Origin of the sequence: Micromonospora sp. NPDC049366 (assembly GCF_044466625.1) — a bacterium.
Lineage (GTDB): Bacteria > Actinomycetota > Actinomycetes > Mycobacteriales > Micromonosporaceae > Micromonospora.
The window spans coordinates 39127-55073 of sequence record NZ_JBITMV010000016.1 but is presented as its reverse complement, the minus strand read 5'-3'; the positions used below and the strand labels follow the sequence as shown (position 1 = coordinate 55073).

The following is a 15947-nucleotide window of genomic DNA, read 5'->3' as shown; positions in this document are numbered from 1 at the left end:
CCGGTCAGCGGCGGGAGAGGGCGGGCTGGTCGCGGAGGGTGTTGCGCTCGACGGCCCGGCTGATGTCGCTGGGGGAGACGATGCCGATGAGCCGGTCCTCGGTCACCACCAGGGCCCGCCCGTCGGCGCACTGGTTGAGCCGGGGGAGCAGGTCGTTGAGCTGCTCGTCCGGCTGGGCGAGCACCAGGTCGTCGGCCCGGCAGGCGACCTCGCCCAGGGTCGTCGCCGGCCGGCGGTCCACCGGGATGCCCCGCACCCGGTCGAGGGTGACCAGGCCGATCGGCCGCCCGTCCTCGATCAGGGGCAACGCCGAGTGCCGGTACGCGAACAGGTAGTTGTCCACGAAGTCCGCCACCGTCATCTCCGCCGACGCGGTCTGCGGCTGCGGGGTCATCACGTCGGCCACCCGCACGCCGCGCAGCGCGCTGCCCATCCGGGCCTGCCGCTCCTCCATGCTGGCGGCACCGATCAGGAACCAGCCGATCAGGGCCAGCCACAGCCCGCCGACGCCCACCCCGGAGAAGAACTGCCACAGGCCCAGCCCGATGAGCAGCACGCCGAGCGCCCAGCCGGCGCGGGACGCGACCACGGTCGCCTTCGTCCGGTCCCCGGTCCACCGCCACACCCCGGCGCGCAGCAGCCGGCCGCCGTCCAGCGGCGCGGCGGGCAGCGCGTTGAAGACCGCCAGCAGGATGTTGATGCCGGCCAGCCACGCCAGCACCCCCAGCAGCAGGCCGCGGTAACCGACCTGGGCGAGGATGATGGCGAACGCCCCGAAGACCAGCCCGATGCAGGCGCTCACCAGCGGCCCGATCCCGGCGATGCGTAGCTCGGCGCCCGGGTCCTTCGCCTCGCCGTGCAGCTCGGCCACCCCGCCGAACAGCCACAGCGTGATCCCGCCGACCTCCAGCCCGTTGCGCTTGGCCACGATCGCGTGGGACACCTCGTGGGCCAGCAGGCCGAGGAAGAAGACCACCGCCGCGACCAGCCCGGACAGGACGTACAGGGCCCCCGGACGGTCGGGGTAGGAGCGGGGGAACTGGTTGGCCGCCAGCCCCCACCAGATCAACGCGAAGATGACCAGGACGCTCCAGTTGACCCCGACGGGTACGCCCGCGACCCGGCCAAGCCGGAAGCTCGCCCTCATGGGTTCGTGGTACCCCCTCAGCGTCCCGCCATGCCAGGTTGCCCCGGCCGGTCTCCGGTCAGCGGCGCGGGCTCTCGCTGGCGACGGTCTCCCGACGCGGGAGCGCTGCCGCCTCCAGCGCCCAGTTCAGCGCGTAGTCGGCGACCTCCTCCCAGCCCTCCTGCCCGACGGTGAAGTGCGAGCGACCGGGGAACTCGTGGTACGCGGTCAGCGCCCGCGACTTCGTGTAGAGCGCGGCGTTGCTGCGCACGACCGTCGGCGGCACCACGTGGTCGGCGCCGCCGGCGAGCAGCAGCAGCGGCGCCCGGTCGTCCCGCCGGGTGTCGACCTGGGCGGGTGAGCGCGGGTCGAGGTTGGCGAAGGCTCCTTCGAAGAGCACCCGCCCGGCGCCGGGGACCGCGTAGCGCTGCCAGGCCCGGTCGGAGTCGGCCCGGCTCATCGTGTTGCCGAACGCGTAGTGGAAGTCGTCCTGGGTGAACGGCACCGCCTTGTGCCGGTTCGCCGGGTTGCGCAGGATGCTGAAGGCGGAGCGCAGGGTGCTCGGGGGCAGCTTGAGCACACCCTTGATCTGTGCGGAGTGGACGCCGACCGCCGCCGCGCCGAGCCCCCGGTCGACCAGGAGCTGCGTGATCAACCCGCCGAACGAGTGGCCCATGATGACCGGCTGGCGGGACATGGGCCGGATCATCCGCTCGTAGTGGTCGACGATGCCGCGGATGCTCTGCTCCGCGATCGGGCTGGGGTCGTCCCGGAGCTGCTGCACGTCGGCGTCCATGCCGGGCCAGCCGGGGGTGAGCACCCGCAGCCCGCGCTCCGCGTACCGGGCGGCCCACCCCTCCCAGCTGCGCGGGGTCATCCACAGCCCGTGGATCAGGACGACGGTGTCGACGTTGCCCTTCGGTGTGCTGCCCATAGCGCCCTCCCCGGCGTCGCGTCGTGCGGCACCGGCGGTTACCCGGCTGACGTCCGGGGAATCCTGCCCGCCCGGGGCACCCGGACCAGACCGTGTGGCCGGGGACCCGGCGGACGGCCCTGACAAATGTCACGGGCCCAACGTGACGGGCGCTCCGGGTACCTGGTCGGTCGCCGGCGGAGCATTTCCGGCATGACCAGTACGCATCCGGCCGTCGAGCTGAGCGGCCTCACCAAGACCTTCGGCGCGGTCACCGCCGTGGACGGGCTGAGCCTGCGGGTGGAGCCCGGCGAGGTGGTCGCCTTCCTCGGACCGAACGGCGCCGGCAAGACCACCACGATCGACATGCTGCTCGGCCTGGCCCGCCCGGACGCCGGCCGGGTGCGGGTCCTCGGCGGCAGCCCGGTGGACGCGATCGCCCGCGGCCGGGTGGCCGCGGTGCTCCAGACCGGCGGGCTGCTCAAGGACCTGACCGTCGGCGAGACGGTGCGGTTCACCGCCAACCTTTACCGGCGCACCCGCCCCGCCGCCGAGGTGCTGGAGCGGGCCGGCATCGCCGACCTCGCCGACCGGGTGGTCGGGCGCTGCTCGGGCGGCCAGCAGCAGCGGCTGCGGTTCGCGCTGGCCCTGCTGCCCGACCCGGACCTGATGGTGCTCGACGAGCCGACGACCGGTATGGACGTCGAGGGGCGCCGCGAGTTCTGGCAGGCGCTGCGGCGGGACGCCCGATCCGGACGGACCGTCATCTTCGCCACCCACTACCTGGACGAGGCCGACGCGTACGCGGACCGGATCGTGCTGGTCCGGCAGGGTCGGATCGTCGCCGACGGCACCACCGCCGAGATCAAGAACCTGGCCGCCGGCCGGCTGGTGCGGGCCACTCTGCCCGGCGCCGACCAGGCCGCCCTCGCGGCGCTGCCCGGCGTCGACGCGGTCGAGCTACGCGGCGACAGCGTGCTGATCCGTACCGGCGACTCGGACGAGGTGGCCCGTCACCTGCTGACCCGGACCGCTGCCCGGGACGTCGAGATCACCTCCCGCAACCTCGAGGACGCCTTCCTCGCCCTCACCACCGACCGGACCGGAGCCTGAACGATGACCGCCACCCTGCCGACCAGTGCCGCCACGACCGTCGACCCCCGCCGCCCGCCCGCCCTGGGCGGCTTCTCCCCGGCCCTGCTCGGCATCGAGCTGCGGCGGGTGCTGCGCAACCGCCGTACGCTCGCGTTCACGCTGATCATGCCGGCCGTCTTCTTCCTCATCTTCGGCCTGCCGGAGCGCGGCGAGCAGCTCCCCAACGGCCGCTCGGTCATCGCGTACGTGATGGTCAGCCTCGCCGTGTACGCGGCGATGGTCGCCACCACGAGCGCGGGCGCGGCGGTCGCCACCGAGCGGGCGCTGGGCTGGAGCCGCCAGCTGCGGCTGACCCCGCTGCGCCCGGCCGCGTACGTCGCTGTCAAGGTCGCCACCGCGATGGCACTCGGCGCGGTCGCGGTCTGCGTGGAGTTCGCCGTCGGCGCCGCCGCCGGTGTCCGGCTCCCCGTCGACGTCTGGCTGCTCTGCGGGGTCGCGGCCTGGCTCGGCTCGCTGGTCTTCGCCGCCTTCGGCCTCTTCATCGGCTACCTGGTGCCGGCCGAGAACGTCATGCAGTTCATCGGGCCGATCCTGGCCGTGCTGGCCATGTTCGGCGGTCTCTTCGTGCCGGTCGAGGTGCTGCCCGAGGTCATCGCCGACATCGCCCGCTTCACCCCGGTCTACGGTGTCGGCGAGCTGGCCCGCGCCCCGCTGACCGGGGACGGCCTGAGCCTGGGGGCGCTCGCCAACCTGGTGGCGTGGACGGTCCTCTTCGCGGTCGCCGCGACCCGGCTGTTCCGCCGGGACACCGCCCGGGTCTGACCGGGGCGGGACGTTAGCGTGGACCCGATGGACGTGTCGACGGGTCAGGCCCAGCCGGGGAGTCGCATGTGGCGGCTCACCGGCTGGTTGCTGGCCGCGGTCTGGCTGTTCTTCCTCAACGTGCCGTTCGCGACCGCGCTGCGGCAGGACGAGCCGTGGCGGCGGGCGCTCGGGCTGGGCACGCTGGTCGCCTTCGCCGTGGCGTACGTGCTGGTCTTCGAGTGGGCCCGGTCCCACCGGCAGGCCAGCCGGCCGATCCCGCGGCGCCGGGCGGTGACCGCCGTGCTGGGGTTGCTCGTCCTCGGCGTGCTCGGCATCCCCGGCACCGACGGCGACTGGATGACGACGCTGGTCTTCGTCGCGGCCGCGGCCGTGTTCCTGCTCCCGCCGGCGTGGGCCGCGGTCGTGGTCGTGCTGTCCGCGATCACCCCGCCGGTCGCCGGCCACCTGGTGCCGGGCTGGGCGGGGGAGAGCACGATCGTCTTCGCCGTGCTGCTCGCCTCGTTCGCCATGTTCGGGGTGTCCGCCCTGGCGCAGCGCAACGGCGAACTGCGGGCCGCGCAGCAGCAGATCGGGCGCCTGGCGGTCGCCGAGGAGCGGGCCCGCACCGCACGCGACCTGCACGACATCCTCGGCCACTCGCTCACCGTGGTGGCCATCAAGGCCGAGCTGGCCGGTCGGCTGCTGCCGGTCGACCCGGACCGGGCGGCGAGCGAGATCGCGGACGTGGAGCGGCTGGCCCGGTCGGCGCTGGCCGACGTGCGACGGACCGTCGGGGCGTACCGCGGGGTGCGGCTGGCCGAGGAGCTGGCCGGCGCCCGCTCGGCGCTCGCCGCGGCGGGCGTCGCGGTGGAGGCGCCGGACGACGTGCCGCAGCTGCCGGCCGAGCGGGACGAGCTGTTCGCCTGGGCGGTACGGGAAGGGGTGACCAACGTGGTCCGGCACAGCGGGGCGCGGAGCTGCACGATCCGGGTGCGCCCGGAGGAGGTGGAGATCGCCGACGACGGTCGGGGCCCGACACCGGAGGTGGCGACGGGACACGGTCTCACGGGCCTGCGGGAGCGGGCGGAGCGGCTGGCCGCGACGGTCACCGTCGGTCGCCGCCCCGACGGGCAGGGCTTCCTGCTCCGGGTCGGCGTGCCGGGAGCGCAGCGGTGAGCGCGCCGATCCGGGTGCTGCTCGCCGACGACCAGGCCCTGGTCCGGGGGGCGCTGGCCGCGCTGCTCTCGCTGGAGGAGGACCTCACGGTGGTGGCCGAGGTCGGGCGCGGCGACGAGGTGGTGCCCGAGGCCCGGCGCACCGACCCGGACGTCGCCCTGCTCGACGTGGAGATGCCCGGGCTGGACGGGATCGCCGCGACCGTGGCCCTGCGGGCCGCGCTGCCCCGCTGCCGGGTGCTGGTGGTCACCACGTTCGGTCGTCCGGGCTACCTGCGTCGCGCGATGGAGGCCGGCGCGAACGGGTTCGTCGTCAAGGACACCCCGGCCCGACAGTTGGCCGAGGCGGTGCGCCGCGTTCACGCCGGCCTGCGGGTGGTCGACCCGACGTTGGCCGCGGAGACGCTCGCCACCGGGGCCAGCCCGCTCACCGACCGGGAGACCGCCGTGCTGCGCGCCGCTCGGGCCGGCGGCACCGTCGCCGACCTGGCGCGCGCACTGCACCTGTCGGAGGGGACGGTGCGCAACCACCTCTCCGCGGTGATCGGTAAGACCGGCGGCCGCAACCGCGCCGACGCCGTCCGGATCGCCGAGCAGAACGGCTGGCTGCTCGGCGACTGAGGCGCCCGTCGGCCGGCTTCCGTCGTTCGGTGCCGGCTTCCGGCGGGTGGGCTGGCTTCCCGGTGCCGGCTACCGGCGGGCGGGGCGATGGGCGGCCGTGGGGTCAGACGGTCGGCGGCGGTTCGGGAAGCTCCTCGACGACCACCACGCTGCTGCCCGGTCGCACCTCGGCCAGCAGTTCGCGCTGCCCGCTCGGGGTCAGCCGGATGCAGCCGTTGGTGGTGCTCTTGCCCAACTCCCCGTCGTGGTACCAGGTGTGCAGGCCGATGTGCGCGCCGCGCAGGCCGGTCGGCACCGAGTCGGGGTCGTCGGGCACCGAGCCGAGGGCGAAGATGTCCACCCCGCCGTAGACGTCCTGCGGCGGCGGGGTCCGGCCGAGGATGAACGTCCGGCCGAGCGGCGTCTCCTGCCCCCGTTGGCCGAGACTGACCGGCCAGGTGCGGACCGCCGCACCCTCCCGGTACCAGGTCAGGCGGTGCAGGCGGCGCTCCACCACGATCTGGTCGCGCAGGTCGACGGTCTCGTACCCGCCCGCCGGGACCCACGCCAGCCGACGGTTCGCCGAGGGCAGCAGCACGGCCGTCCAGCCGGTCCGGCGCTCGGCGATCGGCATGGTCACCTCGACGCCGCTGATGGTCGGCGTGAGGAAGGCGAGCGGCTTGCCGCCGGGCGCGTTGTAGGCGGCGATCCGCCGGGTCGGGTGCAGCCCTTCGGTCAGCGGGGCGGTGTCCATGGTGGCCGGGTCGGCGGGGAAGCCGGCCGGCGCCGGGTCGTACGTGACCGTCGGCAGGCTCGCCGGAGCGGGCGCGGCGGACGGGACCGGCTCGTCCGGCGTCTGGTCGACGTCCGCGGGCTCCGGTGCCGACGAGGTGGCCGCCGCTCCCAGCGGGTGGGTGGGCTCCGCGGTCGGGGTGAGGGTCAGGCCGACGAGGAACGCGGCCACCAGCAGCGCCGGTACGCCGACACCGGCGAGGAGCCACCGTCGACGGCCCGGAGCGATCATTCGGTCAAACGCCACGAAAATCACTCTAAGGGTGATACCCGCCGGCATTGCCCACCTTCACAAAACCGCCCCGCCGGGCCCGGTTCGCCCCGGTGATCAAGAGGTTTGCGTCAGTCCGGGGCCGGACGTTGACGCAAACCTCTTGATCACCGCTTGGGGGCCGGGGGTCAGAGGCGGGCGTTGACGTGGATGGCCACGGCGTCGTGGGCGGGGATGTTGGCGGCGAACCAACCGTTGCCGTCCACGGTGATCACCGGTCCGCTGCACGAGCCGTTGCTGAAGGTGCCGTGGATGACGTCGCAGTAGCGGCCGGCGGGCAGGCCGGTGGAGTACGACCGCCCGTTGATCGCCGAGTCCTCGTCGTTGATCGTGATGTAGCCCTTGCCGGCCCGGCTGAACGCGATGTGGTTGTTGCCGTTGTCGTACCAGTTGGCGACCCCGGCGCCCTCGGTGGCGTTGCGGAAGCCGACCATGTTGGCGATGACGGGCCAGCGGTGCTCACACTCCCAGCCCGAGTAGCAGGTGGTGTTCAGCGTCCTGTTGGTCGCGTCCGAGGGTGGCCCCTGGTCGCGCCCGCTGAACGTGTAGCTGGACATGACGGTGGGGGAGCCGTACGGCCAGGCCAGCATGAAGGCGTTGGCCAGCGCGTAGATCCCCCGGTCGCGGTAGGTCAGCACACCGCCGTCGCGCTGGGTGTCGTGGTTGTCCACGAAGACCGCCGCCGGTCCGCTCGGCAGATGGCCCCAGCCCTCACCGAAGTTGCGCAGGTACGCGAGCCGCTCCGAGCGGAACACCCGGGCCAGGTCCTTGCCGTAGCGGAACTCGTGCACGTCCCCGTTGCCGGTGTACTCGCCCGGCTGGATCGGCTCGCCCGCGCCGTGGATGACCTCCTGCACGATGTACGCCGACCGGGACAGCCGCGCGCGCAGGGCCGCGATGTCGGCGGCCGGCATGTGCTTGCTCGCGTCCATCCGGAAGCCGTCCACGCCGAGAGCGAGCAGGTCGTTGAGGTACGCGGCGAGCCGGCCGCGGACGTAGTCGGACTCGGTGCGCAGGTCGGCCAGGTTGACCAGTTCGCAGTTCTGCACCTCGTAGCGGTCGTTGTAGTTGACGATGTCGTCGTTGCCGTTGCGACCGCAGTGGTGGAAGTCCTGGGTCTGGTAGATGCCCGGGTAGTCGTAGTGGCCGTACGTCGACCCGGCCCAGCCGGTGCCGCCCGCCTCCTGCCCGGACATGTGGTTGACGACCGCGTCGACGATCACCTTCACACCCGCCGCGTGGCAGGTGTTCACCATGGACTGGAACTGGGCGCGGGTGCCCTTGCGGGACTCGATCCGGTAGCTGACCGGCTGGTACGCGACCCACCACTGGGATCCGCGTACGTGCTCCTGCGGTGGGGAGACCTGCACGTACCCGTAGCCCTTCGGGCCCAGGGTGCTCTGGCACTCGGCGGCGACCGACGGCCAGTTCCACTCGAAGAGCTGGACGATGACCTTCTTGGTGCCGCCGGGGGCCGCGACGGCCGGGGGTGCCGGCGCGGCGATCGGAGTGAGGAGGGTGGCGAGCACGGCGGCGGCGAGGACCGCCGCGCGGCATCGGCGTCGATGCATCGGAGGCTCCTGACGGGGGTGGGGGAAGGTGCGGCGCGGCGCGGGCCGTAAGTTGCCGGGAACTTGCAACCACGGCTGAAATTTTCCGAAAGGTTACAAGCGCATTGCAGCGACTGTCAACGCATGGACATGTGTCGTTCTCTGCTCCGCCCCTCCGACCTGCGGTGATGACGCCTACACGCGCGCTCGCCCCACTCGGTTCGATCCGGCGACGGAAATTTCTCCGCCGCCGGTGATCCGGCCACGCCGCCGCTGCGTACTGGAGGGGGGAGCGGGTCGGTCGGTGGTGCGCCGCCGTTGGACGATCGAGGAGCAGATGGCCCGGGCAAAGCAGAACCAGAAGGCGACGACGGTCCGGAGCAGCACCAGCAGTCGCGGGGTGCGGGCACGGTCCCGGTCCTCGGTGGCCGTGCTGATCGTCTCCGCGCTCGCCGCGCTGTGGGCGGCCGTCATGCTCACCGGCGCCGGCCAGCGTGCCTACGCGTACGGCTTCTTCTTCACCGAGTTCTTCGCCGGGGTCGTCACCCTGGTCTCGTTGAGCCTCACCGTGATGCTCGGCCTGCTCGCCACCGACCGGCTGGTGCTGCTCATCCGGCACCGGGTGCTGCTGCAGTCCGCGCATCGGGCGACCGGCGTCCTCGGCACCGTCGGCCTGCTGTTCCACGTCCTGACGAAGATCGCTACCGGGCGGGCGGCGAGCACCGACGCGGTCGTGCCGTTCGTGTCCGGCAACGGGCTCTACGTCGGGCTCGGCACGGTGGCCGCGCTGCTGATGGTCAGCGTGCTCTGGACCGGCGTCATCCGGGCCCGGTTCGCCGGTGTCGGTCCGAAGTGGCTCTGGCGGGCGCTGCACTCGATGGCGTACGTCTCCTGGCCCTTCGCCCTGCTGCACGGCCTGTACGCGGGCCGCCCCGCGACCTCCTGGGTGACGCTCAGCTACCTGGCCTGCCTGCTGCTGGTGGTGCTGGCGCTGCTGGTCCGGCTCTCGGTGACCCTCGGCCGGCGCAGCCGGGAGCAGCACCAGGCCGCGGTGATGAACCAGGTCCTCGGCGGGCGCTCCACCGAGGACGGGCGGGGCCGGTCCCTCCTGGCCGGCCTGGGTTCACGCGCCGAGGCCAAGCTGGCCGCGCAGGCCGCCCGGGAGCGTCGCGAGGCCGAGTGGGCGCAGGCCACCGCCCAGTTGTCGGTGCCGGCCGGCGGTCGCCGCCGCGACCGGGAGCGATTCACCGTGCCCGTGGTGCCCGAGCCGGGCACCCTGCGCGAGCCGGTCGTCGCCCGGTCCCGCCCGCAGCGGGACGAGGAGCCGGCCGAGCCCACCCGGTCGCGTCGCCGTCGCGCCGACGAGCCGGCGGCCACCCGGTCCCGCGCCCGGTCGGAGGCGGTCGAGCCGAGCCGGTCGCGGCGCCGCCGGGCGGACGACGAGGTCGACGCCGCGCGGTACGCCACCACCTCCCGCCGACGCGCCGACGAGCCGGAGGAGCCGTGGACCAGCCCGCGCCGGTGGGAGGCCGGCGAGCCCGTGCCGGTGGAGCCGATCTCGGCCGGTCCCGTCTCGGCCGGCCCGGTCTCCGGCACGCCGATCTCCGCGCAGCCGCGCAGCGGCGCCGGCCGGCACAGCGCCGAGGAGGACGTGCCGGAGGAGCCGGACTACTGGCGGCCGCCGGCCCGGTACGCGCCGGAGCCGCCCCCGGTGCCGGTCGACGACACCCCGACCCTGGTCGACCTCGCGTCGCGGCGGGCCCGACGGGCGGCCGGCGAAGGCCGGTCCGGCCGGCGGAAGCGGGCCAACGCCAACGCCGACGCGGTGGACGGGGCGTACTGGGCCGGGCTGCGGGGTGAGGCGAAGTGATGCGGACGACGGTGCCGCCGGTCGCCTGCGTCGGCGAGCCCCGCCTGACCGCCGGCTTCGCGGAGTTCGGCCGGCTGGACCACGCCGCGCACGAGGAGGTGCACGGCCCGCTCGGCCCGATGGAGCCGGCGAGCCTGCTCCGCCTCGCCGAGGGCATCCAGCTCAAGGGCAAGGGCGGGGCCGGCTTCCCGTTCGCCCGTAAGCTGCGCGCCGTGCTGGAGTCCTGCGAGCGGCAGGACCTGAGCGCCGTCGTGGTGGTCAACGCCACCGAGGGCGAGCCGGCCAGCTGGAAGGACAAGGTGCTGCTCACCCGGGCCCCGCACCTGATCCTCGACGGCGCGGCCCTGGCCGCGTACGCCCTGGACGCCGACGAGATCGTGCTCGGCGTCGCGGACGACGGGGTGGGGCGGGAGTCGCTGATGGACGCCCTCGCCGAGCGCCGGATGCCGGTGCCGACCACCATCGTGACCGTCCCGCACCGCTTCATCTCCGGCGAGGGCGGCGCCCTGGTCAACGGGATCAACGGGCTGCCGCACATCCCGCCCGGCACCAAGAAGCGCGCCAGCGACTCCGGCGTCAGCGGGCTCCCGACCCTGCTCTCCAACGCGGAGACGTACGCCCAACTGGCCGTCGCCGCCCGGCTCGGCCCGTACGAGTACGCCGCCCTCGGCACCGACGACGAGCCCGGCACCGTGCTGCTCACGGTGACCGGCGCGGCCGGTCGACCGGCGGTCGTCGAGTGTGCCGCCGGCACCCCGCTGCGCGACATCCTCGACCTCTGCGAGGTGCCCGACGGGCCGGGCATCCTGACCGGCGGCTACCACGGCAAGTGGATCACCGCGGAGGCGGCGGACCGGGCGGAGATCTCCCGCAAGGGGCTCGCCGCCGTGGGCGGCACGCTGGGCGCGGGGATCATCATTCCGCTCGGCGTCGACACCTGCCCACTCGGCGAGGCCGCCCAGGTGGTGCGCTACCTCGCCGGTGAGTCCGCCGGCCAGTGCGGGCCCTGCAAGATGGGCCTGCCCGACCTGGCGCGCGCGGTCGACCTCGCGGTCGCCGGCAGCCAGCCGGCCGACGTCGTCCGGGCCGCCGCCGGCGAGGTGAAGGGCCGCGGGGCGTGCAGCCACCCCGACGGGACGGCCCGGTTCGCGCTCTCCGCGATCGAGGTCTTCGCCGAGGACCTGCGCCTGCACTCGACCGGCGAGGGGTGCGGCCGGCGGGTGAAGGCCGTGATGGGGCTACCCGGCGCGCCCGACGCGAACCCGCAGAAGCTGACCCTCGACTGGTCCCGCTGCGACGGTCACGGACTCTGCGCGCACGTGGTGCCCGACTTCATCCGGCTCGACGGCAACGGCTACCCGGCCTTCCCACCGACCCCCGTGCCGACCTGGCTGCGGGAGGGCGCGATGAAGGCGGTCAAGGTCTGCCCGGAGCTGGCCCTGCGGCTGGCCCGGGCCGAGTAGCGGCCACCCTCCTCACCCGCGCCGCCCCACCTCCCCGACGATCAGGCGGTTGTGGTGGTGGGGCGGGTCAGGCGCCCGGGGTGAGGCGGTCGGCGCCGAGCTTGTCGCGAAGCACCTCGGGCACGACGACCGAGCCGTCGGGCTGCTGGAACTGCTCCAGGATCGCCGGGAAGAGCCGGCTGGTCGCCAGCGCCGAACCGTTCAGCGTGTGCACGAAGCGGGTCTGCTTGCCGCCCGGCTCCCGGTAGCGGATCGCCGCCCGGCGGGCCTGGTAGTCGCCACCCCAGGAGACCGACGAGACCTCCTTGTACTTGCCGGTGCTCGGCATCCAGACCTCGACGTCGAGGGTCTTCTTCATCGACGCGCTGGAGTCGCCGGCCGCGAGCAGGCTGGTCTGGAAGTGCAGGCCGAGCTTGCCGACCAGGCCCTCCACGTGCGCGACCATCGACTCCAGCGCGGCGTCGGCCTGCTCCGGCAGGGTGAACTGGAAGATCTCCACCTTGTTGAACTGGTGGCCGCGCACCGTGCCGCGCTCGTCGGAGTGCGAGCCGGCGGCCTCGCGCCGGTAGCACGGCGTGTAGGCGAACGCCTTCAGCGGCAGCTTCGCGGTCTCCAGGATTTCGTCCTGGTAGGCGCCGAGGATCGCCGTCTCCGCGGTGGGCAGCAGGAACTGGCCGCGCGGGGCGGACTGCATGTCCAGGTGGTAGACGTCGTCGTAGAACTTCGGGAACTGGCCGGCCGCGAAACCGGCGCTGTCCAGCAGCAGGTGCGGCGGGAGCAGGAACTCGTAGCCGGCCTGGATGTTCTGCTCGATCAGCCAGTTGACCAGCGCCCACTCCAGCCGGGCACCGAGACCCGTGTACATCCAGAAGCCGGAGCCGCCCAGCTTGACGCCCCGCTCGTGGTCGACCAGGCCGAGCGCCCGGCTCAACTCCACGTGGTCGCGGACCTTCTCGATGGCCGGCTGCTCGCCGAAGGTCCGGACGACCCGGTTGGCCTCCTTGCCACCGGCGACCACGTCGTCGGCGGGCAGGTTGGGCAGCTCGCTCATGGTGGTGCGCAGCCGGGACTGCACCTCGTCCAGCTCGGACTCCAGCTGGGCGAGCTGCTTGCGCTCGGCATCGGCCGCACCGACCTGCGGCTCCACGCCGGCCCGCTTCGCCTCCGCGTACGCCCGCGCCTCCGCCTTGCGGCGCTGCCGCTCGGCGTCGATCTCCGTGATCAGGGCGCGGCGCTCCTGGTCGAGCCGCTGGATCTCGTCCAGGGCCCGGTTGACCTCGGCGGGATCCAGTCGCTTCGCCAGCGCGGTCGCCACCGCCTCGCGATCCTTCCGGATCAACTCCATGTCGAGCATGCTGCTCCGTACGCCTCCGTCCGGGGGTCTGGTGGACCCCCAGATGCTACCGCCGGCCCCGTCCACACCCGGACGCACCGTCGATCGCCGGCCCGGACCGTGGAGGGCGACCGGGTGCCGGCGCCCCGGACCGCCCTCCACCGCAACCGCTCAGAGGCGGATGGGCATCAGGATCGAGAAGGTGCCCTCGTCGGCGCGGCTGCGGATGGCCAGCGGGGCGATCGGGCCGTCGAGCTCCAGCACCAGCTGCCCGTCCCCGGCGACGTCGAGGGCGTCGAGCAGGTAGCGGCCGTCGACGCCGACCCGCACCCCGGCCGTCGACTCGTCCGGGCCGAGCACCCGCAGCCCGCCCTCGTCGGCGCCGAGCACGGTCACCAGGTAGGTCCGCCCGTCGTGCTCCCGCGCCACGGTCGGGGCGTCGGGGGCGCGCAGTGCGGCCCGTAGGGCGGCGGCGTCGACCGGGAAGCGGTGGGCCGGCGGCTCGCCCCCGGCGCGGGGCAGCAACCGGCGGTAGTCGGGGAAGTCGTCCGGCATCGTCGCCGCGTCCAGCGGGGTGCCGTCGACCGTGACCGTCACCCGGTCCGCGGCGACCACCGCCGTCACCTCGGCGGCCTGCCCACCCGCCAGGCGGAGCCGGACCGCGTCGACGGCGGCGGCGGGGAGCAACGCCCGCACCGGGGGGCCGTCGACCGTGGCGGCGGCCCGGGCCACCGCGAGTCGGTGCCGGTCGGTGGCGACCAGCCGTACGCCGTCGGGCTCGACGTCGAGCAGGACGCCGCCGAGCACGGGCAGGTCGGGGTCGGTGCCGACGGCGAACCGGACGGCGTCGACGGCGCGCGCCAACTCGGCGCGGGACAGGACGAGACGGGTGGACATCGTGGGCTCCTCGGAGTCGACCAGGGTGCGGATCCGGGAGAGCTCGCGGCGGGCGTCGGCGAGACCGTCCTCCAGCCGGCGCAGGTGCGCGTCGAGCAGGCGGTGCACGACCGCCGGCCCGGACCGGACCGCCGAGGCGATCTCGGCGACCGGCATGCCGACCCGGCGCAGGCCGGCGACCAGCCGGGCCGGCCGCACCTGGTCGTCGGTGTACCAGCGGTAGCCGGTCACCGGGTCCACCAGGGCCGGCACCAGGACCCCGGCCGAGTCGTAGAACCGCAGGGCGCTGACCGTCAGGCCGCTGGCCCGGGCCAGCTCGCCGATGCTGTGCAACTCGCTCTCCACGATCGCCGATCCTGTGGTCTCGACCAGGTCGAGGGTCAAGCCGCCGGGGTTTCCAGCACGCGGAAGGTGATCCCGGCCCGGGTGAGCCGGTCGAGCAGCGCCTCGCCCATCGCGGTCACCGGGGTGACCTGGCCGGCGGTGGGCGGAAGGTCGTCCAGGGCGAGGCAGAGGGCCGACTCGGCGAGCATCTTCGCGGTCTCGTCGTATCCGGGGTCACCGCCGGCCACCTCGGTGTGCACCCGCCGGCCACCGCCCGCGCCGATGAACCGGACCCGGAACCACGACCGGGCCCGCTGCTGCGGCGTGGGACCCTGCCCGGAGGCGAGCCGCCCGAGCAGCCAGCGCCGGGCCGGCGGCACCCGCACGAGGCCGGCCACGGCGCCGAGCCCGGCCGCCCCGACCAGCACGGTCGGCAGTCGCCGCACCGCGGCGAAGTGCCGGTAGCGGAAGTCGGGCCCGTACTCGGGACCAGCGGCCGCCGAACGCCGGACGATCTGCGGGTCGATGGTGGGCAGCGGCACCGTCCACATGCCCAGCTCGGCGGAGCGGGCGAGCCGGCCGGCCACCGCGCGGACCCGCCGGTCCGGCGGCCGGGGCTCGACCGCGCGGCGCTCCCGGGCCGCGCGGCTCGCCTGCGCGGCACGGGAGAAGGCGGTGAGCGCCGAATGGTACGTCCCGGCGGAGAAGCGGCCGCCGGCCCGCACGAACCCGTCGACCGTGATCGCGGCGTCGGCGGGGAGCTGCCGGACGGTGAACCAGGCACCGAGGTCGTGCGGGATGGAGTCGAAGCCGCAGGCGTGCACCAGTCGCGCCCCGGTGCGGACCGCCTCGGCGTGGTGGCGCAGGTACATCAGGTCCACGAACTCGGGCTCGCCGGTGATGTCCAGGTAGTCGGTGCCGGCGCGGGCACACGCGGCGACCAGCGGCTCCCCGTGGTGGATGAACGGCCCGACCGTGCTGGCCACCACCCGGCTGCTCTCCGCGACGGCCCGCAGCGAGTCGGCGTCGGTCACGTCGGCGGTCACCACGGGCAGCTCGGCCAGCGTCGGGTCGACGGCGGCGAGTCGTTCGCGGACGGCGGCCAGCTTGGCCGGGTCGCGCCCGGCGAGCGCCCAGCGGAGCCCGGTGGGGGCGTGCCGCGCCAGGTAGTCGGCGGTGAGCCCGCCGGTGAAGCCGGTCGCGCCGAACAGCACGATGTCGTACGTCCGCTCCCCGGCCATCCCCGGAGTCTGCCACCTGCCGGTGCGGGCGGCATCCCCTCAGTCCGCCGTACCGGTCCGGTCCACGGCCGACCGGTCCGCCCGCAGCACCTCGCCCGTCTCGACCAGCTGTTTGGCCTGCCGCAACGCGCGGCCGACGAGCCGACCCGGGTCGTCGCCGACCAGGTGCGCGGCGAGGCCCGGCGGCGCCACTCCGGGCCGGGAGCGGGCCGCGAGCTCGGTGCCCCGGCCGCCGGGCGCCGGGTGTACGCGCACCTCGACCGCGTCGCCGAGCCGCCGCAGCGGCTCCGGCCACCGCCCGTCGGGCAGCACCTCGCCGGGTGGCCGACCCACCGTCACCACCTGCCAGCGGTTCGGATCCCGCCGCTGGGCGGCGTGGTCCGGACGCCGGGGTACGACCAGCGCCCGGACCACCGCCCCGGCGACCGCCGACCCGACGAGGGCGAGTGCCGGCCCGGTGAGCCGTCCGGAACCTCCCACCCGTCCCTCCCTC

General features: G+C 74.4%; 14 protein-coding genes. 6 read left to right on the top strand and 8 right to left on the bottom strand.

Annotated features, from left to right (window positions below; translation table 11 throughout):
* Positions 1-4: 4 nt before the first annotated feature.
* Both ACIBTV_RS22430 and ACIBTV_RS22425 read right to left on the bottom strand, forming a co-directional pair.
* Positions 5-1147: a site-2 protease family protein gene (locus ACIBTV_RS22430; protein ID WP_396707716.1), complete on the bottom strand. Its 1143-nt coding sequence runs from the start codon at positions 1145-1147 to the stop codon at positions 5-7.
* Between the two features lie 58 nt (positions 1148-1205).
* Positions 1206-2060 (bottom strand): alpha/beta hydrolase, encoded by an 855-nt coding sequence (locus tag ACIBTV_RS22425; protein ID WP_396707714.1) that lies wholly within the window; start codon positions 2058-2060, stop codon positions 1206-1208.
* Positions 2061-2252: 192 nt separating this feature from the next.
* On the opposite strand from ACIBTV_RS22425, the gene ACIBTV_RS22420 reads away from it, so the two are divergent.
* Genes ACIBTV_RS22420 through ACIBTV_RS22405 form a run of 4 tightly spaced genes read left to right on the top strand, consistent with a single transcriptional unit; the run spans position 2253 to position 5734 of the window.
* Positions 2253-3152: an ABC transporter ATP-binding protein gene (locus ACIBTV_RS22420; protein WP_396707712.1), complete on the top strand. Its 900-nt coding sequence runs from the start codon at positions 2253-2255 to the stop codon at positions 3150-3152.
* Positions 3153-3155: 3 nt separating this feature from the next.
* A complete protein-coding gene (locus tag ACIBTV_RS22415; protein ID WP_396707710.1) occupies positions 3156-3956 on the top strand; it encodes an ABC transporter permease in 801 nt (266 codons plus the stop codon).
* A 27-nt stretch (positions 3957-3983) separates the two neighbouring features.
* Complete coding sequence (locus tag ACIBTV_RS22410) at positions 3984-5114, top strand: sensor histidine kinase (protein ID WP_396707708.1); 1131 nt, start codon at positions 3984-3986, stop codon at positions 5112-5114.
* A complete protein-coding gene (locus ACIBTV_RS22405) occupies positions 5111-5734 on the top strand; it encodes a response regulator transcription factor (protein ID WP_396707706.1) in 624 nt (207 codons plus the stop codon). Before ACIBTV_RS22410 ends, ACIBTV_RS22405 begins: the two co-directional genes overlap by 4 nt.
* A gap of 103 nt (positions 5735-5837) precedes the next feature.
* Here ACIBTV_RS22405 and ACIBTV_RS22400 read toward each other — a convergent pair whose 3' ends face one another.
* Positions 5838-6752: a L,D-transpeptidase gene (locus ACIBTV_RS22400; RefSeq protein ID WP_396707704.1), complete on the bottom strand. Its 915-nt coding sequence runs from the start codon at positions 6750-6752 to the stop codon at positions 5838-5840.
* 152 nt (positions 6753-6904) lie between these two features.
* Entirely contained in the window at positions 6905-8347 is a 1443-nt protein-coding gene (locus ACIBTV_RS22395; protein ID WP_396707702.1) for an alpha-amylase family protein, read from the bottom strand.
* A gap of 283 nt (positions 8348-8630) precedes the next feature.
* Here ACIBTV_RS22395 and ACIBTV_RS22390 point away from each other — a divergent pair, with 283 nt between their 5' ends.
* On the top strand, positions 8631-10196 hold the full coding sequence (locus tag ACIBTV_RS22390; RefSeq protein ID WP_396707700.1) for a hypothetical protein: 1566 nt from the start codon (positions 8631-8633) through the stop codon (positions 10194-10196).
* On the top strand, positions 10193-11659 hold the full coding sequence (locus ACIBTV_RS22385) for an NADH-ubiquinone oxidoreductase-F iron-sulfur binding region domain-containing protein (protein ID WP_396707698.1): 1467 nt from the start codon (positions 10193-10195) through the stop codon (positions 11657-11659). Before ACIBTV_RS22390 ends, ACIBTV_RS22385 begins: the two co-directional genes overlap by 4 nt.
* 67 nt (positions 11660-11726) lie before the next feature.
* On the opposite strand, the gene serS is transcribed toward ACIBTV_RS22385, so the two are convergent.
* The 4 genes from serS to ACIBTV_RS22365 all read right to left on the bottom strand — a co-directional run bounded on the left by serS (position 11727) and on the right by ACIBTV_RS22365 (position 15934).
* Positions 11727-13013, bottom strand: a complete 1287-nt coding sequence (gene serS / locus ACIBTV_RS22380) for a serine--tRNA ligase (protein ID WP_396707696.1) — start codon at positions 13011-13013, stop codon at positions 11727-11729.
* 150 nt (positions 13014-13163) lie between these two features.
* Positions 13164-14222: a MerR family transcriptional regulator gene (locus ACIBTV_RS22375; protein ID WP_396707966.1), complete on the bottom strand. Its 1059-nt coding sequence runs from the start codon at positions 14220-14222 to the stop codon at positions 13164-13166.
* Between the two features lie 47 nt (positions 14223-14269).
* Complete coding sequence (locus ACIBTV_RS22370) at positions 14270-15454, bottom strand: saccharopine dehydrogenase family protein (protein ID WP_396707694.1); 1185 nt, start codon at positions 15452-15454, stop codon at positions 14270-14272.
* A gap of 39 nt (positions 15455-15493) precedes the next feature.
* The gene (locus tag ACIBTV_RS22365) at positions 15494-15934 is read right to left on the bottom strand and encodes a hypothetical protein (RefSeq protein ID WP_396707693.1); all 441 of its coding nucleotides are present in this window, start codon (positions 15932-15934) and stop codon (positions 15494-15496) included.
* Positions 15935-15947 lie beyond the last annotated feature (13 nt).